The organism is Pseudomonas sp. MH9.3 (genome assembly GCF_034354675.1).
In the GTDB taxonomy this organism is placed as follows: Bacteria; Pseudomonadota; Gammaproteobacteria; order Pseudomonadales; family Pseudomonadaceae; genus Aquipseudomonas.
Genome location: NZ_CP133785.1, coordinates 4,407,220 through 4,427,786, shown reverse-complemented (window position 1 = coordinate 4,427,786; position 20,567 = coordinate 4,407,220). Strand labels below are relative to the sequence as shown.

General features: G+C 64.1%; 18 protein-coding genes and 1 pseudogene. 14 read left to right on the top strand and 5 right to left on the bottom strand.

The features are described from left to right. The first annotated feature begins 54 nt into the window (after positions 1 to 54). The 7 genes from prmA to RHM60_RS19535 all read left to right on the top strand — a co-directional run bounded on the left by prmA (position 55) and on the right by RHM60_RS19535 (position 9,697). Positions 55 to 933: a 50S ribosomal protein L11 methyltransferase gene (gene prmA, locus RHM60_RS19565; RefSeq protein WP_322212536.1), complete on the top strand. Its 879-nt coding sequence runs from the start codon at positions 55 to 57 to the stop codon at positions 931 to 933. Positions 934 to 963: 30 nt separating this feature from the next. Beyond that, on the top strand, positions 964 to 2,160 hold the full coding sequence (locus RHM60_RS19560; RefSeq protein ID WP_231422432.1) for a DUF3426 domain-containing protein: 1,197 nt from the start codon (positions 964 to 966) through the stop codon (positions 2,158 to 2,160). A gap of 186 nt (positions 2,161 to 2,346) precedes the next feature. Beyond that, positions 2,347 to 3,360, top strand: a complete 1,014-nt coding sequence (gene dusB, locus RHM60_RS19555; RefSeq protein ID WP_231422431.1) for a tRNA dihydrouridine synthase DusB — start codon at positions 2,347 to 2,349, stop codon at positions 3,358 to 3,360. Continuing rightward, positions 3,357 to 3,677 carry a DNA-binding transcriptional regulator Fis gene (fis, locus tag RHM60_RS19550; protein WP_003221275.1) on the top strand — a complete coding sequence of 107 codons (321 nt, stop codon included), beginning with the start codon at positions 3,357 to 3,359 and terminating at the stop codon, positions 3,675 to 3,677. The genes dusB and fis overlap by 4 nt, the downstream gene beginning before the upstream one ends. Before the next feature lie 81 nt (positions 3,678 to 3,758). Next, the gene (gene purH / locus RHM60_RS19545; RefSeq protein WP_322212535.1) at positions 3,759 to 5,366 is read left to right on the top strand and encodes a bifunctional phosphoribosylaminoimidazolecarboxamide formyltransferase/IMP cyclohydrolase; all 1,608 of its coding nucleotides are present in this window, start codon (positions 3,759 to 3,761) and stop codon (positions 5,364 to 5,366) included. 166 nt (positions 5,367 to 5,532) lie between these two features. Further along, complete coding sequence (gene purD / locus RHM60_RS19540) at positions 5,533 to 6,825, top strand: phosphoribosylamine--glycine ligase (RefSeq protein ID WP_209988085.1); 1,293 nt, start codon at positions 5,533 to 5,535, stop codon at positions 6,823 to 6,825. A gap of 100 nt (positions 6,826 to 6,925) precedes the next feature. Continuing rightward, positions 6,926 to 9,697 carry a hybrid sensor histidine kinase/response regulator gene (locus tag RHM60_RS19535; RefSeq protein ID WP_209988082.1) on the top strand — a complete coding sequence of 924 codons (2,772 nt, stop codon included), beginning with the start codon at positions 6,926 to 6,928 and terminating at the stop codon, positions 9,695 to 9,697. A gap of 440 nt (positions 9,698 to 10,137) precedes the next feature. Here the strand turns inward: RHM60_RS19535 and RHM60_RS19530 are convergent, their stop codons facing one another. The 5 genes from RHM60_RS19530 to cobG all read right to left on the bottom strand — a co-directional run bounded on the left by RHM60_RS19530 (position 10,138) and on the right by cobG (position 15,467). Continuing rightward, a complete protein-coding gene (locus RHM60_RS19530) occupies positions 10,138 to 10,917 on the bottom strand; it encodes a hypothetical protein (RefSeq protein WP_209988080.1) in 780 nt (259 codons plus the stop codon). A gap of 225 nt (positions 10,918 to 11,142) precedes the next feature. Next, on the bottom strand, positions 11,143 to 12,780 hold the full coding sequence (gene cobJ / locus RHM60_RS19525; protein WP_231422454.1) for a precorrin-3B C(17)-methyltransferase: 1,638 nt from the start codon (positions 12,778 to 12,780) through the stop codon (positions 11,143 to 11,145). Continuing rightward, positions 12,780 to 13,511 (bottom strand): precorrin-2 C(20)-methyltransferase, encoded by a 732-nt coding sequence (locus RHM60_RS19520; protein WP_209988079.1) that lies wholly within the window; start codon positions 13,509 to 13,511, stop codon positions 12,780 to 12,782. The genes cobJ and RHM60_RS19520 overlap by 1 nt, the downstream gene beginning before the upstream one ends. Further along, positions 13,511 to 14,137, bottom strand: a complete 627-nt coding sequence (locus tag RHM60_RS19515) for a precorrin-8X methylmutase (protein WP_322212534.1) — start codon at positions 14,135 to 14,137, stop codon at positions 13,511 to 13,513. The genes RHM60_RS19520 and RHM60_RS19515 overlap by 1 nt, the downstream gene beginning before the upstream one ends. Next, positions 14,130 to 15,467 (bottom strand): precorrin-3B synthase, encoded by a 1,338-nt coding sequence (gene cobG / locus RHM60_RS19510; RefSeq protein ID WP_322212533.1) that lies wholly within the window; start codon positions 15,465 to 15,467, stop codon positions 14,130 to 14,132. Before cobG ends, RHM60_RS19515 begins: the two co-directional genes overlap by 8 nt. 38 nt (positions 15,468 to 15,505) lie before the next feature. Between cobG and cbiE the strand changes: the two genes are divergently transcribed. The 7 genes and pseudogenes from cbiE (at position 15,506) to RHM60_RS19475 (ending at position 20,553) form a co-directional block, all read left to right on the top strand. Further along, positions 15,506 to 16,711 (top strand): precorrin-6y C5,15-methyltransferase (decarboxylating) subunit CbiE, encoded by a 1,206-nt coding sequence (gene cbiE, locus RHM60_RS19505; RefSeq protein WP_322212532.1) that lies wholly within the window; start codon positions 15,506 to 15,508, stop codon positions 16,709 to 16,711. Then, positions 16,708 to 17,427 (top strand): cobalt-precorrin-6A reductase, encoded by a 720-nt coding sequence (locus RHM60_RS19500; protein WP_231422425.1) that lies wholly within the window; start codon positions 16,708 to 16,710, stop codon positions 17,425 to 17,427. The genes cbiE and RHM60_RS19500 overlap by 4 nt, the downstream gene beginning before the upstream one ends. Continuing rightward, a pseudogene (locus tag RHM60_RS19495) lies at positions 17,428 to 17,583 on the top strand (type II toxin-antitoxin system RelE/ParE family toxin); the annotation flags it as partial. It abuts the gene before it with no gap. Positions 17,584 to 17,722: 139 nt separating this feature from the next. Beyond that, positions 17,723 to 18,118 carry a DUF2946 domain-containing protein gene (locus RHM60_RS19490; protein WP_322212531.1) on the top strand — a complete coding sequence of 132 codons (396 nt, stop codon included), beginning with the start codon at positions 17,723 to 17,725 and terminating at the stop codon, positions 18,116 to 18,118. Between the two features lie 47 nt (positions 18,119 to 18,165). Then, the gene (locus RHM60_RS19485; RefSeq protein WP_322212530.1) at positions 18,166 to 18,639 is read left to right on the top strand and encodes a copper chaperone PCu(A)C; all 474 of its coding nucleotides are present in this window, start codon (positions 18,166 to 18,168) and stop codon (positions 18,637 to 18,639) included. An 11-nt stretch (positions 18,640 to 18,650) separates the two neighbouring features. Continuing rightward, entirely contained in the window at positions 18,651 to 19,040 is a 390-nt protein-coding gene (locus RHM60_RS19480; protein ID WP_322212529.1) for a DUF2946 domain-containing protein, read from the top strand. Positions 19,041 to 19,170: 130 nt separating this feature from the next. Beyond that, on the top strand, positions 19,171 to 20,553 hold the full coding sequence (locus RHM60_RS19475; RefSeq protein ID WP_231422422.1) for a PepSY-associated TM helix domain-containing protein: 1,383 nt from the start codon (positions 19,171 to 19,173) through the stop codon (positions 20,551 to 20,553). Positions 20,554 to 20,567: the final 14 nt, after the last annotated feature.

The following is a 20,567-nucleotide window of genomic DNA, read 5'->3' as shown; positions in this document are numbered from 1 at the left end:
GCGCTTTCGCAGCCCCCTCCCCGCTGCACACTCATTTTTCCAAAGGTGCCCGCCATGCCTTGGCTGCAAGTCCGTCTCGCCATCAGCCCAGAACAAGCCGAAACCTACGAAGACGCGTTCCTCGAAGTGGGTGCCGTGTCGGTGACCTTCATGGACGCCGAAGACCAGCCGATCTTCGAACCCGAACTCAATACCACCCCGCTGTGGTCCCACACCCATTTGCTGGCGCTGTTCGAAGACGGCACCGATGCCGCCACCGTGCTGGCCCATATGCAGCTGCTCACCGGCAGCCCGCTGCCCGAGCATCACAGCGAAGTGATCGAAGACCAGGACTGGGAGCGCAGCTGGATGGACAACTTCCAGCCGATGCGCTTCGGCCAGCGCCTGTGGATCGTGCCGAGCTGGCATGCCGCGCCTGAACCCGATGCAGTCAACCTGCTGCTGGACCCGGGTCTGGCATTCGGCACCGGCACCCACCCCACCACCGCGCTATGCCTGGAATGGCTGGACGGCCAGGACCTGACCGATTGCAATGTGCTGGACTTCGGCTGTGGCTCGGGGATCCTGGCCATTGCCGCACTGTTGCTGGGCGCCAGGGAGGCCGTGGGCACCGATATCGATGTGCAGGCACTGGAAGCGTCGCGCGACAACGCCGGACGCAACCACATTGCCGAAGGCAAATTCCCGCTGTACCTGCCCCAGGACCTGCCGCAGGTGCAGGCCGATGTGCTGGTGGCCAATATCCTCGCCGGGCCGCTGGTTGCCCTGGCGCCGCAGTTGTCGAGCCTGGTCAAACCGGGCGGGCGCCTGGCGCTGTCAGGTATCCTCGCCGAGCAGGGCGAAGACGTTGCCGCCGCCTACGCGAAGGATTTTGAGCTGGATCCGATCGCCAACCGCGATGGCTGGGTACGCATCAGCGGGCGTCGGCGCTAGAATGAGCGCTTGCCTGAATCGGATGGCCGCATGACCGACAGTTTCGTCACCCAGTGCCCGCATTGCCAATCGCGCTTTCGCGTCAACCACGCTCAATTGAGCGCGGCTCGCGGCGTGGTGCGTTGCGGATCGTGCCTTCAGGTCTTCAACGCCCTGCGCCAACTGCTCGAGCAGCGCGCCGAGGCGGGCGACGCCGACCTGCCGGTGGCCGTTGAACCGACGCCCGAATCACCGCGCGCCATCAGCCAGAAACAGTGGAACGCTGAAGAGCTGGACCTGGACAACCTGGACCTGGACGAAGAGCTGGCCAAGCTGGAGCTGCGCGAAAAACCGCTGGGCGCGGAGCGTCGTCACGCCGGCTCCGACCGTCGCCAAAAGGACGATGCCCTCAGCGCCAGCCGCAACACCGTGAAGGCCGAGGAAGAAAAATGGGCCGCCAGCCTGTTCAGCGAGCCGCCGCAGGAACGCGCCCCGGTTGTCGACGAGCCCGCGGAGCCGAGCAGTGGCCGGCAGCGCACCGAACCGTCGATGTCGCGGCGCGCCGAAGCCCTCGACGACGAACCCGCCCTGGATGATGAAAATCCCGACCCACCGTTCACACTCCTGACCCACGCGGCCGAGCCGCAGGAACAACGCCCGCCGCTGCGCCGCAAGCGCCCGCGCGCCGAAACCCGTGTTCACGACGAGCAACTGCTGGACCTGGAAGACGACCCGCTGCACTTGTACGCGCAGAAACGCGCATCGACACCGGGACGTCGCCTGCTGTGGATTCTGCTGGTGCTGATCGCCGCTGCCGGCCTCGCCGGTCAGTTCATCGCCTACCAGTTCGACGACCTCGCGCGCCAGGACGCCTACCGCCCGTGGTTCCAGCAAGTGTGCCCGGTGCTTGGCTGCAAGGTGCCATCGCGGGTCGATATTGCGCACATCAAGAGCAGCAACCTAGTGGTGCGCAGCCACCCTGAGTTCGCCGGGGCGCTGGTGGTGGATGCGATCATCTACAATCGTGCGGCGTTCTCCCAGCCCTTTCCCTTGCTGGAACTGCGTTTTGCCGACATGAACGGCGGCCTGATCGCCAGTCGTCGCTTCAAGCCCGCCGAATACCTGAGCGGCGAGCTGGCCGGAGTGAGCGAAATGCCATCACAAACGCCGATCCACATCTCGCTGGATATCCTCGACCCCGGCAACAAAGCCGTAAATTACAGCCTGAGCTTTCATTCGCCCGAGTGAAACGGCCCGCTCTGCGGGGCTTTGGTGGCAGATACCTGCCAGAATCGCCGGTTACCGAACCGACGGCGATAAAGAAATAACTGTTCAGATTTTATCCAATTCAGCCTTTATCCAGTCATCGAGAGCGGGTATCATGCCAACCCTTTTTCGAACTCTAATGATCCGGCCCCACTACAGGGAAGTCCTATGTCGGCGGTACGCATCGGCCCATACACATTGCAGAACGGCTTGATCCTCGCCCCGATGGCGGGCGTCACCGACCAGCCCTTTCGTCAGCTGTGCAAACGTTTGGGTGCGGGTCTTGTAGTCTCGGAAATGGTCACCAGCGACATGAGCTTGTGGAACACCCGCAAATCGAGGATGCGCATGATCCACGAAGGTGATCCCGAGCCGCGCTCGGTACAGATCGCCGGTGGCGATGCGCAGATGCTGGCGGACGCGGCCCGGGCCAATGTGGAACTGGGTGCACAGATCATTGATATCAACATGGGCTGCCCGGCCAAGAAGGTCTGCAACAAGGCCGCCGGATCCGCGCTGTTGAAGGACGAGCAGTTGGTTGCCGAGATCCTGCAGGCCGTTGTGGCCGCAGTCGATGTGCCGGTCACGCTGAAGATCCGTACCGGCTGGGACCGGGACAACAAGAACGGCCTGACAGTGGCGAAGATCGCTGAACAGGCAGGCATTACGGCGCTGGCGGTGCATGGTCGTACCCGCGCCGATCTGTACACAGGTGTTGCCGAGTACGACACCATTGCCGCGATCAAGCAGGCGGTGTCGATGCCGGTGTTTGCCAATGGCGATATCGACTCGGCCGAGAAAGCCCGGCGCGTGCTGCACGCCACCGGCGCCGATGGCCTGTTGATTGGCCGGGCCGCCCAGGGGCGGCCATGGATCTTTCGTGAGATCGAGCATTTCCTGCGCACTGGCGAGGTATTGCCGGCACCGGAGTTGCCCGAGGTGGAACGTATTCTGCTAGAGCATCTGGCGGCCCTTCACACGTTTTACGGCGATGTGATGGGCGTGCGTATTGCTCGCAAGCATGTGGGTTGGTATCTCGCAACCCTGCCAGGCGCCAGGGAGTTTCGCGCCGGGTTCAATCGTTTGGATGAAACGCAAGCACAGGTCACCGCCGTTCGTGAGTTCTTTACCGAGCGAGACAAGAGCCTGAGAGCAGGGGACGGAGAATGGGTGGCCGCATGACGATGATGACCGAGACTTTAGTGAGTGGAACAGCACCCGTGAGCGACAACGTCAATTTGAAACAGCACCTGAACACGCCGAGCGAAGAAGGCCAGACCCTTCGCGGGAGTGTGGAGAAGGCGCTGCACAATTATTTCGCCCACCTTGAGGGCGCTTCCGTCACGGACGTGTACAACCTGGTGCTTTCCGAAGTCGAGGCGCCCCTGCTCGAAAGCGTGATGAACTACGTCAAGGGTAACCAGACCAAAGCCAGTGAGCTGCTCGGCCTCAACCGTGGCACCTTGCGCAAAAAGCTCAAGCAGTACGATTTGCTGTAAGCATTCAATCAAACCAGAAAGGCGCCCGCGTAGAACCGGTCGCCTTTTTTGCTGACTCCTTTGCTTTTGATGGAAATTGAAATGACCGACCAGACTACCCGCCTGCCGATCCGCCGCGCCTTGATCAGTGTTTCCGACAAGACCGGGATCCTCGAATTTGCCCGGGAGCTGGAAGCCCTGGGCGTGGAAATCCTCTCCACGGGCGGGACCTTCAAACTGCTGCAGGACAACGGCGTGGCCGCAGTGGAAGTGGCGGACTACACCGGTTTCGCAGAAATGATGGACGGTCGGGTCAAGACCCTGCACCCGAAAATCCACGGCGGTATCCTCGGCCGTCGCGGTATCGACGACGCCATCATGAGCGAGCACGGCATCAAGCCGATCGACCTGGTGGCCGTCAACCTCTACCCGTTCGAAGCCACCATCAACAAGCCCGGCTGCGACCTGCCGACCGCCATCGAAAACATCGACATCGGCGGCCCGACCATGGTCCGTTCGGCGGCCAAGAACCACAAAGACGTGGCCATCGTGGTCAACGCCGGCGACTACGCCCAGGTGCTCGAAGGCCTCAAGGCTGGCGGCCTGACTTACGCCCAGCGCTTCGACCTGATGCTCAAGGCCTTCGAACACACTGCGGCCTACGACGGCATGATCGCCAACTACATGGGCACTGTGAATCAGGCCGCCGACACCCTGAGCACCGAAGACCGCAGTCAATTCCCGCGCACCTTCAACAGCCAGTTCATCAAGGCTCAGGAAATGCGCTACGGCGAGAACCCGCACCAGAGCGCGGCGTTCTACGTGGAAGCCAAGCCTGCCGAAGTCGGCATCGCCACCGCGACCCAACTGCAAGGTAAAGAGCTGTCCTACAACAACGTGGCCGACACCGACGCCGCGCTGGAATGCGTGAAGAGCTTCGTCAAGCCAGCCTGCGTGATCGTCAAGCACGCCAACCCGTGCGGCGTGGCGGTAAGCCCCGACGCGGAAGGCGGGATTCGCCAGGCCTACGAACTGGCCTACGCCACCGACACCGAGTCGGCCTTCGGCGGCATCATTGCCTTCAACCGTGAGCTGGACGCCGAAACCGCCAGGGCCATTGTCGAGCGTCAGTTCGTCGAAGTGATCATCGCCCCAAGCGTCAGCGCAGAAGCCCGCGCCATCGTGGCAGGCAAAGCCAACGTGCGCCTGCTGGCCTGCGGCGAATGGTCGGCCGAGCGTGCCGCTGCCTGGGACTACAAGCGCGTCAATGGCGGCCTGCTGGTACAGAGCCGCGACATCGGCATGATCGGCAGTGACGACCTGAAAGTCGTGACCCAACGCGCGCCGACCGAGCAGGAAATCAACGACCTGATCTTCGCCTGGAAAGTGGCCAAGTACGTTAAATCGAATGCCATCGTCTACGCGAAGAACCGCCAGACCATCGGTGTCGGCGCCGGCCAGATGAGCCGCGTGAACTCGGCGCGCATTGCTGCGATCAAGGCTGAGCACGCCGGTCTGCAGGTGGCGGGTTCGGTGATGGCCTCCGACGCGTTCTTCCCGTTCCGTGATGGCCTGGATAACGCCGCCAAGGCAGGCGTGACCGCCGTGATCCAGCCGGGCGGCTCGATGCGTGATGCTGAAGTGATCGCCGCTGCGGATGAGGCCGGCATTGCCATGGTCTTCACCGGCATGCGCCACTTCCGTCACTGATCCAACTTGATCGAAATGTGGGAGCGGGCTTGTGTGGGAGGGGGCTTGCTCCCGATGGCGGTGCATCAGTCAACTAATGTGCTACTGAACCACCGCTATCGGGGGCAAGCCCCCTCCCACATTTAAAAGCGCTCCTGCAGCGCCTACAGAATTTGAGGTTTTTGAAATGAATGTTTTGATCATTGGCAGCGGTGGCCGTGAACACGCCCTGGCCTGGAAAGTTGCCCAGGACCCACGCGTCCAGAAAGTCTTCGTGGCACCCGGCAACGCCGGTACCGCCATTGAAGCCAAGTGCGAGAACGTCGCCATCGACGTACTGGCCCTTGAGCAGTTGGCCGACTTTGCCGAAAAGAACGTTTCGCTGACCATCGTCGGCCCGGAAGTACCGCTGGTGGCGGGCGTGGTGGATCTGTTCCGCAGCCGTGGCCTGGATTGCTTCGGCCCCACCGCTGGCGCCGCGCAGTTGGAAGGCTCAAAAGCCTTCACCAAGGATTTCCTGGCGCGTCACAAGATCCCCACCGCCGACTACCAGAACTTCACCGAAATCGAGCCGGCCCTGGCTTACCTGCGGGAAAAAGGCGCGCCCATCGTGATCAAGGCCGATGGTCTGGCCGCCGGTAAAGGCGTGATCGTCGCCATGACCCTGCAGGAAGCCGAAGACGCGGTACGCGACATGCTCGCCGGCAATGCCTTTGGTGACGCAGGTTCCAGGGTAGTGATCGAAGAGTTCCTCGACGGCGAAGAAGCCAGCTTTATCGTGATGGTCGACGGCAAGAACGTGCTGCCGATGGCCACCAGCCAGGACCACAAACGCGTCGGCAACGGCGACAGCGGTCCGAATACCGGCGGCATGGGCGCCTACTCCCCTGCCCCCGTGGTCACCAGCGAAGTGCATCAGCGCGTCATGGACCTGGTGATCTGGCCGACCGTGCGCGGCATGGCCGACGAAGGCAACGTCTATACCGGTTTCCTGTACGCGGGCCTGATGATCGACAAGGCCGGCAACCCGAAAGTCATCGAGTTCAACTGCCGCTTCGGCGACCCGGAAACCCAGCCGGTGATGCTGCGCCTGCAGTCCAGCCTGGTGCTGCTGGTGGAAGCCGCCCTGGCCCAGGCGCTGGACAAGGTTGAAGCGCAGTGGGACCCGCGCCCGAGCGTCGGGATTGTGCTGGCCGCCGGGGGTTATCCCGCCGACTATGCCAAGGGCGACGTGATTGGAGGTCTCGAAGACGCTGCTACGCTGGAAGGCAAGGTGTTCCATGCGGGCACTGCGCTCAAGGATGGCAAGGTCGTGACCGCCGGTGGCCGCGTATTGTGCGCCACCGCGATGGGTGCCAGTGTCGACGCCGCGCAGCAACAGGCGTACAAGCTGGCGGCGAAGATCGACTGGAAAGGCTGTTTTTACCGTACGGACATCGGCTACCGCGCCATTGCCCGTGAACGTGGCGAGAACGCGTAACCGCTATCCGTTCGGTTAGGTGAGGGCCTGCGGCCCTTGCCGTACTCATGCCTCCCCGCGCATAGTTCACCCGTGCACCAACCTACGAAGGGATTTCGCCTTGCGCTGGCTCAGGATCGCCATAGGTTTCACTGTCAGCCTGCTGACATTGCTCTGCTTGTTCCCGGCCCAGGCGGCCGCACAAGGCAGTGGTTGGGCGATATTGCTCGACGAACAGGCCGACCTGCAACTGAGCGACATACGGTCCCCGCGCTACACCAATCAATTCAGCCCCACCGAACTGGACCGGATCACCGCTGCTCCGCCGGACGGTGCACTGTGGGTACGCTTCAAGCTGCAACCCGGCAAGCACGAGCAACTGCTGCGGGTGTTCGCCCCTGACCTGTCGCACCTGAGCCTGTACGTGCTGGACGGCGACGCCCTGGTCGAACAGCAGAACACCGGCACCCGCCAGCCGCAATCGGAGCGCCCGCTGCCCAGCAGTGACTTCATGCTGCCGATGCCCCAGAGCCAGAAGCCTCTGGAGGTGTACCTGCGCATGGTGTCGGAACACGAACTGCGCCCCTATATCACCCTGGAGCCGGCGGTACTGGCCGCCGCCAACCAGAACCAGACGCTGATCTACGGCCTGCTGTTCGGCGTACTGGCGATGTTGATCCTGCATAACCTCACGCGTTTCGCCTATCACCGCTCGCGCAGCAGCCTGTGGCTGGCGGCCTGCGAAGTGCTGTTGATGCTCAGCCTGGCGCTGCTGCTCAACCTGGTGGGACCGTGGCTGCCCAACTGGCACGCGATCCAGACCCCCGGCGCCTACCTCGCCCTGCTGCTCACCGCCCCTTGCGGGCTGATGTATGCCTACCGTTTCTTCATGCCGCTGGGCCCGCACCCGCTGAACAAGCTGTTGATGGCCGATATCCTGGTGATCGTGCTCTGCGGCCTGTTGCTGCTGTTCGTCAACACCCTGCCGCTGAACATCATCACCTACGCCCTGGTGGCCCTGGCCGGCCTGAGCATGCTGTTCGTCTCGGCCTATCACTGGCAAAAAGGCTACCGCCCGGCGCGCCTGTTCGTGGCGGCGATGGTGGTGTTCAACATCGGCACACTGATCATCCTGCCCGCCCTGCTCGGCCTGACGCTGGTGGCGCCGCAGGGGCTGATCGTGACATTGCTCGGTTTTATCTGCCTAAGCGGTCTGCTGATGAGCCTGGCGCTGGGCGAACGCCAGCGCGCCATTGTCGAAACCCGTTTCAGTCTCAGCCGCGACCTGGCCGCGAGCAACGCCGAAATCGCCGCCAAGGCCGAGTTCCTGGCAAAGATCAGCCATGAAATCCGTACCCCCATGAACGGCGTGCTGGGCATGACCGAGTTGCTGCTGGGCACGCCGCTGTCGGTCAAGCAGCGCGACTATGTGCAGACCATCCACAGCGCCGGCAACGAACTGCTCACGCTGATCAACGAGATTCTTGACATCTCCAAGCTCGAATCCGGGCAGATCGAGCTCGATGACGTGCAGTTCGACCTCAACGCACTGATCGACGACTGCCTGAGCATCTTCCGCGCCAAGGCCGAACAGCAGAACGTCGAGCTGATCAGCTTTATCCAGCCTCAGGTCCCCCGCGTCATCAGCGGCGACCCCACGCGCCTGCGCCAGGCAATGCTGAGTCTGTTGGAAAACGCCCTGCAGAAAACCGACGAAGGTGAAGTGCTGATCGTGATCGCACTGGAAGACCGCAACACCCAGCCACGCCTGCGCATTGCCGTGCAGGACAGCGGCCTGCCGATGGATGCCGCCGAACGTGACGCCTTGCTGCACAGCGAACTGCACAGCAAGAACTTCGTGTCGGCCACGCGCCTGAGCGGCCACCTGGGCCTGGTGATTGCCCGCCAGCTGATCCTGTTGATGAACGGCGAGTTCGGCATCAAGAGTGGCACGCACCAGGGCAGCACCCTGTGGCTGACCCTGCCGCTGGACCCGCAGCGCCTGCAACACCCGACCTGCGACCTCGACGGCCCGCTGCAGGATGCGCGCGTGCTGGTGGTGGACGACAACGACACCTGCCGCAAGGTGCTGGTGCAGCAATGCAGCGCCTGGGGGCTGAACGTGAGCGCCGTGTCGTCCGGCAAGGAGGCCCTGGCGCTGCTGCGCACCAAGGCGCACCTGCGCGATTACTTCGACGTGGTGCTGCTGGACCAGAACATGCCCGGCATGACCGGCATGCAGCTCGCGGCGAAGATCAAGGAAGACCCGAGCTTGAACCACGACATCCTGCTGATCATGCTCACCGGCATCAGCAACGCGCCGAGCAAGATCATCGCGCGCAACAGCGGGATCAAGCGCATCCTCGCCAAGCCGGTGGCCGGTTATACACTCAAGACCACCCTGGCCGACGAACTGACCCAGCGCAACAAAGGCAACACTCAGCCACGCGCGCAACTCAGCGCACCGGCCGCGATTACCGTGCCGGCCGACTTCCGCATCCTCGTGGCCGAGGACAACAGCATCTCCACCAAAGTGATTCGCGGCATGCTTGGCAAGCTCAACCTCAACCCGGACACCGCCAGCAACGGCGAAGAAGCCCTGCAAGCGATGAAGGCCCAGCGCTACGATCTGGTGTTGATGGACTGCGAAATGCCGATCCTCGATGGCTTCTCCGCCACCCAGCAACTGCGCGCGTGGGAAGTCAGCCACCAGCGCATCCGCACGCCGGTGGTGGCGCTGACTGCGCATATCCTCTCGGAACACAAGGAACGCGCACGCCAGGCCGGAATGGACGGGCACATGGCCAAGCCGGTGGAGTTGTCGCAGTTGCGTGAGCTGGTGGAGTTCTGGGTGGCGCAGCGCCAACAGCGCCCGGAACACACGCCTTCCTGACGTCAACGGGGTTGTCTTGCAGCAAACTCTAGCCGCTGTGGCGAGCGGGCTTGCCCTGATGCCGTTCAGTTAAGTGCAGATTGGGAACGGCGGTACGACTTGCCCGCGAACGCGGTGGGTCAGTCAACATCAATGTTTGCTGGACTACCGCCTTCGCAGGCAAGCCAGCGCTTATCAAACACAAAATAGCTTATTGATTTTAAAACCTGAAGTTTCAGACAGCCTCATTCCTGTGGCGAGCGGGCTTGCCCCGCGTTGGGGTGCGAAGCGCCCCCAATCAAGCAAAACGCGGTGTACCTGATACGGCTCAGCGTCTGGTTTTGGGGCTGCTGCGCAGCCCAACGCAGGACAAGCCTGCTCGCCACAGGGAATCTGCGCTTAACTGAACGGCATTAGGGCTTGCCCCTCTCACCGTTGGTCCCACAGGCCTGATAAATGCCTCAGATGCGGTATCTGGCGATAGCCGACTGCACCTTGTCTCCCGCGCTCTCGCGCATCAGCTGGATGGTTTTTTCGTTGACCAGCGAGGTATTGAGCACCAGGCAGGTCTGCCCGCTGAAGGCCTCGAACGAGGAACTGTCCCATTCCAGAAACGGCAGCCCTACCTGTTTGCTCACGCCCTGGCTGCTGTAGGTCACCAGCACCATCATCACTTCGCCGTTGGCTTCGGTGCACGACGCCACGCCAAAGTCTCCGCCCTGACGCAGCGTACTGTTGCGTTTGAACAACTCGAACGAGGCGGGTTGCTGCTTCATGGCCTCCAGCGCATCCGCCGCCAGCTTGGGCAAGGCCGCCAGCACCGGCCCGGCCAGTGCGGTCGAGGCGAGCATCGCGGCAATCATGTTCAGCACCGCCAGTTGCACCGTCAGGCCCTTGCCGCTGCTGGAGACCCGCTCGAAGCTGCTGCGCATCGGCAGCCAGCCCAGGCTGATCATCACCTTGATGAACTCGTCATACCACGCCTCGGTGCCGCGATGAATCTTCAACACATCGCTGACATAACTGCTGGCCAGCAAGTAACTTTTGCGAATGTATTCGCGGCTCAGGCCGGACAGGCCCTCGGCAAACGAGATCACGCTGTTATTGACCACCGCCGCGTTCGAATCGTCGTCGGGGTCGGGCGCCGACAAAGCCTGCGCACCGAACGCCGCCGGAAGCTTGTAGGCCGCAATCAACTTGCGCCTTTTTGTACTGTTGATCCTTCTATGATGTCGCTCCATGTTCAGCTCTCCACAAGTGCCCCACATTGGGGCTGCCTCCACCCTAGTCCAGTGACGGGCGCGCTTGCCAGACGACACTTATCCCTTGCCTGCGCGCACCGCAACACGCCGCCCAGCAATTGCCGGGCGCAGCGTCAGGTCGCGCCTGTTTCATCGATGAAAAAAGAAAAAGCCCCGACCACCCACCGGTATGACCCGAGAATCAATCGGAGCTTTCCCACGGTATCAGGCGTTGGGTTTGTCGCCGTACCAGCGCGGCGTGTACACCCACTCACCGCCACCGGCACGCGGGAATGTGCAGGTGGTGGACGAGCCGATCAGCACCATCGTGCGCATGTCCACCTGCTCGGGCGTGAGTTGCCCCAGGGTGGTGACGCGCAGGGTCTGGCCCGGTCGCCCGATATCGCGGCCGAGCACCACCGGCGTTTCGGGCGTGCGGTGCTGTGCGACGATGTCCAGCGCTCGCCCCAGTTGCCACGGCCGTGCGCGGGAGATCGGGTTGTAGAACGCCAGCGCCAGGTCGGCCTGGGACGCGAGGTCCAGGCGTTTTTCGATGATCGACCAGGGCTTGAGGTTGTCCGACAGCGACATCACGCAGAAGTCATGACCCAGCGGCGCTCCGGCCTGGGCGGCGGTCGCCAGCGAGGCGGACACCCCCGGCAAAATCTGCAGGTCGACCTGATGCCACGCCGGGTCACTGGATTCGTGCAGCGCCTCGAGTACAGCCGCGGCCATGGCAAATACGCCCGGGTCGCCGGACGACACCACCACCACCGAACGGCCTTGCACGGCCAGTTCGAAGGCGTGCCGTGCGCGCTGCATTTCTTCGCGGTTGTCGGTGCAGTGCTGCACCTGATCGTCGCGGAACGGCCCGGCCATGCGCACATAGGTTTCATAGCCCAGCACATCGGTGCAGCGCGCCAGCTCGGCCTTCACCGCCGGCACCATCAACTCGGCGGCGCCGGGGCCAAGGCCGATCACTGCGAGACGACCACGCGCGCGACCGACCAGGGACAGCTCCAGCGGCTGCTCGGCAACATCGATCACGATATCGGCGTCCTCGCTGACGCTGGCGAACCGCAGCGGCACCGCCAACTGCGTTGCGGCTTCGTGCAACGACGCGTCCGCCATCTGCGTGTCACTGGCCAACAGACAGGCCAGCGATTGCAGCGCGATGCCGGCCTGTTGCAGCGCGGTGCGCACCCGCTCGGCCAACTGCGCGCCCGGTTTGCAGGTGACGCTCACATTTTTCGGGTAGATCAGCAGTTCATTGGCCGCAGGCGCGCGCGCGGCGCTGCCCACGTGAATCGCCAGATGAGCCTGTTGATCCTGGGGCAGATTCGCCTCGTTCAACCATGGCGCCGCCCCTTCGATGCGCACACGTTCACCGGCCAGCAGATCGCTGACAAAGCGCTTGCCCAGCGCCAGGTCTCCCAGTTCATAACCCTGGGGCGGGTTGAGCAGGCAGGTGCCGAAACGCAGCTCGCCACTGGTGGTGATCGCCGCCGCCACGTTCAACGCCGCCGCGATCTCGCGCGCCATGACATTCACACCGCCCAGGCCACCGAGCAGCGGCACCACCGCACTGCCGTCCTCGGCCACCGCCAGCACGGCGGGCTCTTCGCCCTTTTCCAACAACAGCGGCGCCAGGGTGCGAATCACAATGCCGGCAGCGCACAGCGCAATCAGCGGCGTGCCCTGCTGGTAGAGCTGGCGCAACGTGGCGCCGAATTCGCTGTAATTTACGTCCGCGCCGTCGACGCGTCCGGCCAGGCCGTGGATCAATGCAGCGGGGTACACCTGCTGGATAGCGCGCGCGGTGGCGAGGCTGCCCTGGCCAAGGATGACAATCGCGGGATCGATCACCCTTGCCACCGTTCACCGGGCACGATGATCAGCGAGAAATACGGCGACGACATCGGCACCACCTGGTCCAGCGGCACGATTTTCTGATTGGCCATGGTTGCGCGCTCCACGTACAGCGCACGCTCAGCGAGCCCGAGCTCTTCCAGCACCTGGCGCACCTTGGGGAAATTGCGGCCCAGCTTCATGATCACCGCCGCGTCGGCATCGGCCAGCCGGCGCTTGAGGTCTTCATGGGGCAATACGCCCGACAGCACCGACAGGCTCTGGTTGCGGTACACCAACGGCGCACCGAGCACCGAAGCGCCACCGAGCATCGAGCACACGCCGGGGATGACCTGTGCTTCGTAGCGCTCGGCAAGGCGGTCGTGCAGGTACATGTAGGAGCCGTAGAAGAACGGATCACCCTCGCAGATCACCGCCACATCGCGGCCGGCGTCCAGATGCGCCGCCACGTGCAGGCTGGCGGTGTCGTAGAAGTCGCTGATCACCTGTTCGTAGGACAGCGGCGCCGGCAACGCTTCGGTGGTCACCGGGTACACCAGCGGCATCAGGGTCTGCTGGGGCACCAGGTGGTCCTCGATGATGCTGAACGCGTTGCCTTTCTTGCCCCTGGCCACGAAGTACGCCACCACCGGGGATTCGCGCAGCAGGCGCAGGGCCTTCACGGTGATCAGCTCCGGGTCGCCGGGGCCGACGCCCAGGCCGATCAAGCGTCCGCGTGCCGGCATCACTCCACCTCCGTGGCAAGCGCATTGACGGCGGCGGCAGCCATGGCGCTGCCACCGAGGCGACCCTGCATGATCACGAAGGGCACGCCACGGCTGTCGGCGGCAAGCATCGCCTTGGATTCGGCGGCGCCGACGAAGCCGACAGGGAAGCCGAGGATCAGCGCCGGTTTCGGCGCGCCGGCATCGAGCATCTCCAGCAGGTAAAACAGCGCGGTCGGTGCGTTGCCGATCACCACCACACTGCCTTCCAGGTGCGGGCGCCACAGCTCCAGCGCGGCGGCAGAGCGGGTGTTGCCCAAGTCACGCGCCAACTGCGGCACGCTGTCGTCACGCAGGGTGCAGATCACCTGATTGTTGGCCGGCAGGCGCGTGCGGGTCACGCCTTCGGAGACCATCCGCGCGTCACACAGGATCGGCGCGCCGGCCGCCAGCGCAGCGCGCCCGGCCTTGCCCGCACCTTCGGAGAACTGCAGGCCGTCGATGGCGCCGACCATGCCGCACGCATGAATCACCCGCACCGCGAGTTTTTCCAGGTCGGCCGGGATGCGCTCCAGGTTGGCTTCCGCGCGAATGATGGCGAAGGAGTTGCGATAGATCTCCTGACCGTCGCGGATGTAATCAATCATCGGTGTTGCTCCGTGGACGAGCGCGCAGCACGGCGCCCGCCGCTTCAATGGAAAGGTTGCGCGCGTGCAGCCGGCCGAAACCCGGCTGGGCTGCATCGCGAAAATAGAGGTCGTAGTGGCCGCGGCTCACCGCCAGCAAGGTGACTGGCGCGATGTGCGCAGCGGCGCAGGAGCGCGAGCAGCCGGACAGGTGCACGTCATGGCCGGGCGGCAGGCCGAGGGCGTCGGCCTTGGTGTCGGCCAGGCCCTTGGCGCAGCCGCTGGAACCGGTGCAGGCGATCACCTGGGCCAGGGGGGCGTCGGCCGAGCAGAGAAAGCCCAGTTGCGCCAAACCTGCAGTCACCGCTTGAGGTTGTGTGAGGTTGGGCAGCAGCACGCCTTGCCAGGGGGTGAAGCGCAAGGTGCCGTCGCCGTGCTCGCTGGCCAGTTGTGCGGCGCCGTTGAGCATCGTCGAATCCAGACGACCCAACGGCGCCACGGCGGCGACATAGCACCGGTTTTTCTGCCGTTGTGGATAACTGCCCAGGTGCAGCAAGGCGCTACTGGCCGCGCGTTTGAAGCCATCTGCCGGCAACAGCGGCAGGCTCAGGCGGCTCACCAGGTTATCCACAGCCAGATGACGCATGCGTGTTTGCTGCGGCGTCGCCAGCGCCAGAAACGCTTCCAGCACGGCGACCACCAGGGCATGCCCCTGCTCAAGACGCACGGCCGCCAGTGGCGCATCCAGCCCCGGGCACCCGGCCAGGCCGAACGCCAGCAAGGTATCGCCGCCGCGTTCAAACGCCGACAACCACACGTCGTGCGGGTGTTCGAGCATCGCCAGGGCCTCGCCGCCGTCCAGTTGCACGGCGAATTTGGCCGACAGCTCATGAAAGCGCGGATGGTTTTCCAGCGTGGCGAGGATCTGCGCGGCCAGCGGGCGGGTGTCGAACAGCATCTGCGGGTCGATGCCGGCACTGGGGCTGAGCATCAGGTTGCGCACGTCGTCACCCGCCGCATTATTCGGCCCAAGGCCTGCAGCCAGCAGGGCCGCGATCAAGGCGTCCTGCTCGGCGCCGATCCCGCGAATCTGCAGGTTGGCGCGGTTGGTCGCCTCGATCACGCCGCCCGCGTAGGCCCGGGCCGCGTCCGCCACGGCGTGGGCCTGGGTGGCGGTGATCGAGCCGCCGGCCAGTTTGATCCGGCAGATGCCGCCATCCAGCGCCTGGACGATACGCAGCAACCCCGGACAAGCCGAGGGGCGCAAGGTGTTCAGGGCGGGCGATGGGTTCACGGGGCTACCGGTTGACGGGTAAAGGCGCGGTATTATGCCTGCTTTGTCCGGCGGCATGAAAAGCCTGCCCGTCGGATGTCGCTCAAGGAATGGATATGTCGCCCTGGCTGACGGTTGTAGGCATCGGTGAAGACGGCTTCAAGGGGCTGGGCAAAAACGCCCGGCACGCCCTGTTGCGCGCTACGCGGATTATAGGTGGTCAGCGCCAGTTGGACCTGCTGCCGGTGTGTATTCGCGGCGAGCGGCACGTGTGGCCGAGCCCGTTTTCCCTGGCGCCGGTGCTGGCACGGCGCGGAGAGCCGGTGTGCGTGCTGGCCAGCGGCGATCCGATGTTCTACGGCGTGGGCGCCAGCCTGGCGCGGCAGGTGCCGGCTGACGAACTGCTGGTGTTGCCGGCGCCGTCGTCCGTCTCGCTGGCGGCGGCGCGGCTGGGTTGGCCGTTGCAGGACGTGGTGACGTTATCCGTGGTCGCCCGGCCGCTGGCGGCGCTCAACGCGCATCTGGCCAGCGGCGTGCGTTTGCTGGTGTTAAGCAACGACGGCAGCAGCCCTGGGTTGATCGCCGCGTTGCTGGCACAGGCCGGATTTGGATCGAGCCGACTGAGCGTGTTTGAACACCTGGGCGGCGCGGATGAGCAGCGCATCGATGGGCTCGCGCAGTCGTGGACGCTGGACCGGGTCGCCGATTTGAACCTGGTCGCCATCGACTGCCAGGCCTGCAGCGACACGCCGGGGCTGTCACGCCTTGCCGGCCTGCCGGATTCGGCGTTCCGGCACGACGGTCAACTGACCAAGCGTGACGTGCGCGCCATGACCCTCGCGCGCCTCGCGCCGCTGCCCGGCGAACTGCTGTGGGACGTGGGCGCGGGCAGTGGCTCCATCGGCATCGAATGGATGCGCACGCACCCGAGCTGCCGCGCGTTGGCGATTGAAGCAGATACTGGTCGCCAGGGCCTGATCGAACACAACCGTGATGCCCTTGGCGTGCCGGGCCTGCAACTGATTCGCGGCAAGGCACCCGAGGTTCTGGCGGGGCTTGCGGCGCCGGACGCGATCTTCATCGGCGGCGGCGTCACCCGCGAGGGCGTGCTGGAAACCTGCTGGCAGCAATTGCGCCCAGGCGGGCGGCTGGTCGCCAACGCAGTAACTCTGCAAAGCGAAATGACCCTGATGAACTGGCGCGCCCGGCATGGCGGCGAACTCACGCGCATCCACGTGGCCCAGGCGCAGCCGTTGGGGGAATTCGATACGTGGCGCCAGGCGCTGCCGATCACCCTGCTGGACATGGTCAAGCCGTCATGAACAGGATTTTGCTGCTGGGCGGCGTGACCGAGGCGCTGGCCATCGCGCGGACGCTGGGGCCGCAGCATATCTACAGCCTGGCGGGGGTTGGGCGCGTGCCCACCGACCTGACCTGCCAGGTGCGCGTGGGCGGTTATGGCGGTGCGGACGGCCTGGCGCAGTTTGTGCGCGCCGAAGGCGTCAGCCTGATTCTCGACGCGACCCACCCGTATGCGGCGCAGATCAGCCACAACGCGGCCCAGGCGGCGCGCGCCTGCGGGGTGCCGTGCTGGGCGCTGCGGCGTCCGGCCTGGCAGCCGCAGCCCGGGGACGACTGGCGCGAAGTCAGTGACTGGACGCAGTTGGTTGAAGCGTTGAAACCGTTCAAACGACCGTTGTTCACCCTGGGCCGCGAGCCGTTGCAGCACCTCGACGAAATCCCTGACCACCAGTTCTGGACCCTGCGCGCGCTGGAGGTGTACCCGGGCAATGAGCGCTGCGAAGTGATCGGCGCGCGCGGGCCGTTTCTGCTGGAGGATGAGCGTCAGTTGTTTGCGCGCCAGCGAATTGATGTGCTGATCAGCAAAAACAGTGGCAGCACGGCCACCGAGCCGAAGCTGGAAGTGGCGCGGGAGTTGGGGGTGCCGGTGCTGGTGTTGAAGCGGCCAGTGTTGGCAGGAGTGGATCGAGAATTCACAGCGGTGGATGCGGTGCTGCAGGCAATCCACTCTCACTGAGAAATGCGCATCCACTACGGTCCTGGATATCGGGTGTACTTCAAGCGCATAGATGAAGTTATTTACCTGCTGTTGATGGGTGGCGATAAATCAACGCAAAAACGCGATATACAACGCGCGAGACACATCGCAGCTGAATTTGAAAAACCGGAGTGACGCATGACCAGGTTCAAAGATTTCGATCCACTGCCATCTGATTGCACTGCGCCACCCCACCACACCAGCCCTTTTTACTTATCCACCCCGTTCAGGCTAAATACCCGCCTGATCGCTTACCCTCACGGATTTGTCCGCCATGGCCCGTCAACGCTTTGCACTTGCCTGGATCGCCTGTCTTGCAGTGCTGTTCAATGCGTTTGCCATGCCGCTGACCAATGCGATGCAGCCAGCGCACGATCCGGTCAAGCAGCTGTTCTGGGGCGGGTTCTGTTCGTCCACTGGTGCAAGCCTCAAGACCGTCGCCCTGGGCCAGTTGGAGATCCCGGCGCCGCAGCAGGACGATCACTCCACGATGCAGCATTGCTGGTGCTGCTCGGGCTCGACGCCATGGGTGGCGCTGCCGGGGCATGTGCCGCAGTTGTACGTCGCTCGTTTTGAAGCCTCCCAGGGCCTTTCACCGCCGTCGCCACACGCCCCAAACCCGCGCCGTCAATGGCCGAGCCTCAACCCGCGCGCCTCTCCCACGGTCTGATTTGCTTCGCTCGTGAACTGCGTTCAAAACCGTTCTGGAGAACTGTCATGCTCAAATCTTCCCTGCTGCTGGCCGCATTGCTGATGCCCGTGTTCAGCGCCGCCAATGCCGATGACTACAAGGCCGGCGAGCTGCTGGTCAGCGACCCCTGGTCCCAGGAGCTGCCACCGAATGCGCCCACCGTCGCAGCGTATTTCGTGATCCATAACGACGGCAAAACCCCGGACCGCCTGCTCGGTGTCGAAACCCCCGTGGCCGAAAAGGCCGAGTTGCATGAGCATGTGATGCAGGGCGACCTGATGAAGATGCAGCAAGTGACCAGCGTCGCGGTGCCGGCCAACGGCGAGCTGACCTTCGCGCCCATGGCATATCACGTGATGCTGCTGGGCCTCAAGGACCGCAGTTTGTTGGCCGATGGCAAGCACTTCCCGCTGACCCTGACCTTCGAAAAGGCCGGCAGGGTCGAGGTGCAGGTGTCGGTACAAAAGGCACCGCCCCACGCGCATAACCACGCCCAATAGGTCGCTGATCGATGGGCGCCCCTCGCGCCGGGTTGTCTGCACGCCACCGCCTGACACGCGGCGGCTGGGTCAGCCTGTTCGCCATGCTGATGATCTTTATCGGTCCGCTGATTTCCCAGGCGATGCCGATGAATCATCACGTCGGCATGTCCATGGACATGCCGGCACACCACGGCAACTCCCATCACCCTCAAGCCCCCGACGATCATCACGCACTCTGGGCAAAATGCGGCTACTGCGACCTGCTGTTCAGTTGCCCTGCCCTGCCCGGCGACGTGTCCTGGGGCGCCCTCGACACGCCACCGCCGATAGCCGCCCTTACCCCCGCTCCGCGCCTGGGCCATGCCCGGCAAAGTACCTTCCCCGGCGCCCGTAGCCGCGCTCCGCCCGCTGCCGCGTAGGCCCTTCACACCCTGTGCTTGTAAAAAGCATCGGGAGCCAGCCCCCTTCGCACCTGTAAATGTGTGGGAGGGGCTTGCTCCCGATGACGGCCCAATCGGCATCCAATATTCATGGCTTGCGGAGCCCCTGATGACCCCCCAAAAAGTATCCTTCTACAACCTCGCCTGGCGCTGGCACTTCTACGCCGGCCTCTTCGTGGCCCCGTTCATGGTGCTGCTGGCCCTCACCGGCATCATCTACCTGTTCAAACCCCAGCTCGACCCGCTGATGTACGCCGACCTGCTCAACGTAAAAAGCGCTGAACACGCCCTCAGCGCCGATGAACAGTTGCAACGCGCCAGGGCCGCCTACCCGCAGGCGACGATCAGCAAGTACCTGCCACCGACCGACGCCACCCGCAGCGCGCAATTCGTCATGCACAACAACGGCCGCGAAATAACCGTGTTCGTCGACCCCTATCGCGGCAACGTGCTTGGCGAGCAGGACGCCAAATACAACCTCCAAGCCATCGCCCGTGCACTGCACGGTGAATTGATGATCGGCACCACCGGCGACCGCCTGGTGGAGCTCGCCGCCGGCTGGGGGGTCATGCTGGTGGTGTCCGGTCTGTACCTGTGGTGGCCGCGTGGCAAGTCATCGGCTGGGGTCTTGTGGCCGCGCCTGAACGCCAGGGGCCGCCTGCTGTGGCGCGACCTGCACGCCGTCGCCGGCTTCTGGGGCGCGGCCTTCCTGCTGGTGATGCTGCTCAGCGGCATGACCTGGACCGGCTTCTGGGGCAAGCAATACGCCGCCCTGTGGAACACCTTCCCGGCGGCGATGTGGAACAACGTGCCGCAGTCCGACCAGCAGGCGCGCATCCTCAACAGCGCCAGCCAGCAGACGGTGCCGTGGGCGATGGAAAACACGCCGATGCCGATGTCCGGCGACCATGCCGAACACGTGAACCACGGCGCCATGCATGCAGGCCCCGCCGCGCCCGGCGTGCGCCTGCAACAGGTGGTCGACCTGGCCACTGCGCGCAAGGTCGAACCCGGCTACAGCATCACCTTCCCCACCACTGCCACGGGCGTGTTCACGGTCTCGGTGTTCGCCGACGACCCGCGCAATGACGCCACCCTGCACGTGGACCAGTACACCGGCAAGGTCCTCGCCGACGTGCGCTGGCAGCATTACAACCTGGCGGCACGCGCCACCGAGACCGGTGTGATGCTGCACGAGGGCAAGATGTTCGGCTGGGTCAACCAGCTGATCGTACTGCTGATCTGCCTGATGATTCTGCTCAGTGCGGTCAGTGGCGTGGTGATCTGGTGGAAGCGCAGGCCCATGGGCGGGCTGGGCGTTCCGCCGCTGCGCCATGACCTGCCGAAATGGAAAACCGCGATGCTGATCATGCTCGGCCTGGCGATCATTTTCCCGTTGGTGGGCGCTTCGTTGATCGCCGTGTGGGCAGTCGATCGCCTGGTGCTGTCGCGTCTTTTTGCTCAAGGTGAATCCGCCTCAGGTTCTGCATGAAACCGGCGAGATGC

Excerpts from the sequence above, each read along its gene's own strand:
- RHM60_RS19480 (WP_322212529.1), top strand. The coding sequence starts at position 18,651 with ATGGGCGCCCCTCGCGCCGGGTTGTCTGCACGCCACCGCCTGACACGC.
- RHM60_RS19485 (WP_322212530.1), top strand. The coding sequence starts at position 18,166 with ATGCTCAAATCTTCCCTGCTGCTGGCCGCATTGCTGATGCCCGTGTTC.
- cobG (WP_322212533.1), bottom strand. The coding sequence starts at position 15,467 with ATGCCGCCGGACAAAGCAGGCATAATACCGCGCCTTTACCCGTCAACC.
- purH (WP_322212535.1), top strand. The coding sequence starts at position 3,759 with ATGACCGACCAGACTACCCGCCTGCCGATCCGCCGCGCCTTGATCAGT.
- purD (WP_209988085.1), top strand. The coding sequence starts at position 5,533 with ATGAATGTTTTGATCATTGGCAGCGGTGGCCGTGAACACGCCCTGGCC.
- RHM60_RS19490 (WP_322212531.1), top strand. The coding sequence starts at position 17,723 with ATGGCCCGTCAACGCTTTGCACTTGCCTGGATCGCCTGTCTTGCAGTG.
- RHM60_RS19560 (WP_231422432.1), top strand. The coding sequence starts at position 964 with ATGACCGACAGTTTCGTCACCCAGTGCCCGCATTGCCAATCGCGCTTT.
- cbiE (WP_322212532.1), top strand. The coding sequence starts at position 15,506 with ATGTCGCCCTGGCTGACGGTTGTAGGCATCGGTGAAGACGGCTTCAAG.
- RHM60_RS19520 (WP_209988079.1), bottom strand. The coding sequence starts at position 13,511 with ATGCCGGCACGCGGACGCTTGATCGGCCTGGGCGTCGGCCCCGGCGAC.
- dusB (WP_231422431.1), top strand. The coding sequence starts at position 2,347 with ATGTCGGCGGTACGCATCGGCCCATACACATTGCAGAACGGCTTGATC.
- prmA (WP_322212536.1), top strand. The coding sequence starts at position 55 with ATGCCTTGGCTGCAAGTCCGTCTCGCCATCAGCCCAGAACAAGCCGAA.
- RHM60_RS19515 (WP_322212534.1), bottom strand. The coding sequence starts at position 14,137 with ATGATTGATTACATCCGCGACGGTCAGGAGATCTATCGCAACTCCTTC.
- RHM60_RS19500 (WP_231422425.1), top strand. The coding sequence starts at position 16,708 with ATGAACAGGATTTTGCTGCTGGGCGGCGTGACCGAGGCGCTGGCCATC.
- fis (WP_003221275.1), top strand. The coding sequence starts at position 3,357 with ATGACGATGATGACCGAGACTTTAGTGAGTGGAACAGCACCCGTGAGC.
- RHM60_RS19530 (WP_209988080.1), bottom strand. The coding sequence starts at position 10,917 with ATGGAGCGACATCATAGAAGGATCAACAGTACAAAAAGGCGCAAGTTG.
- RHM60_RS19475 (WP_231422422.1), top strand. The coding sequence starts at position 19,171 with ATGACCCCCCAAAAAGTATCCTTCTACAACCTCGCCTGGCGCTGGCAC.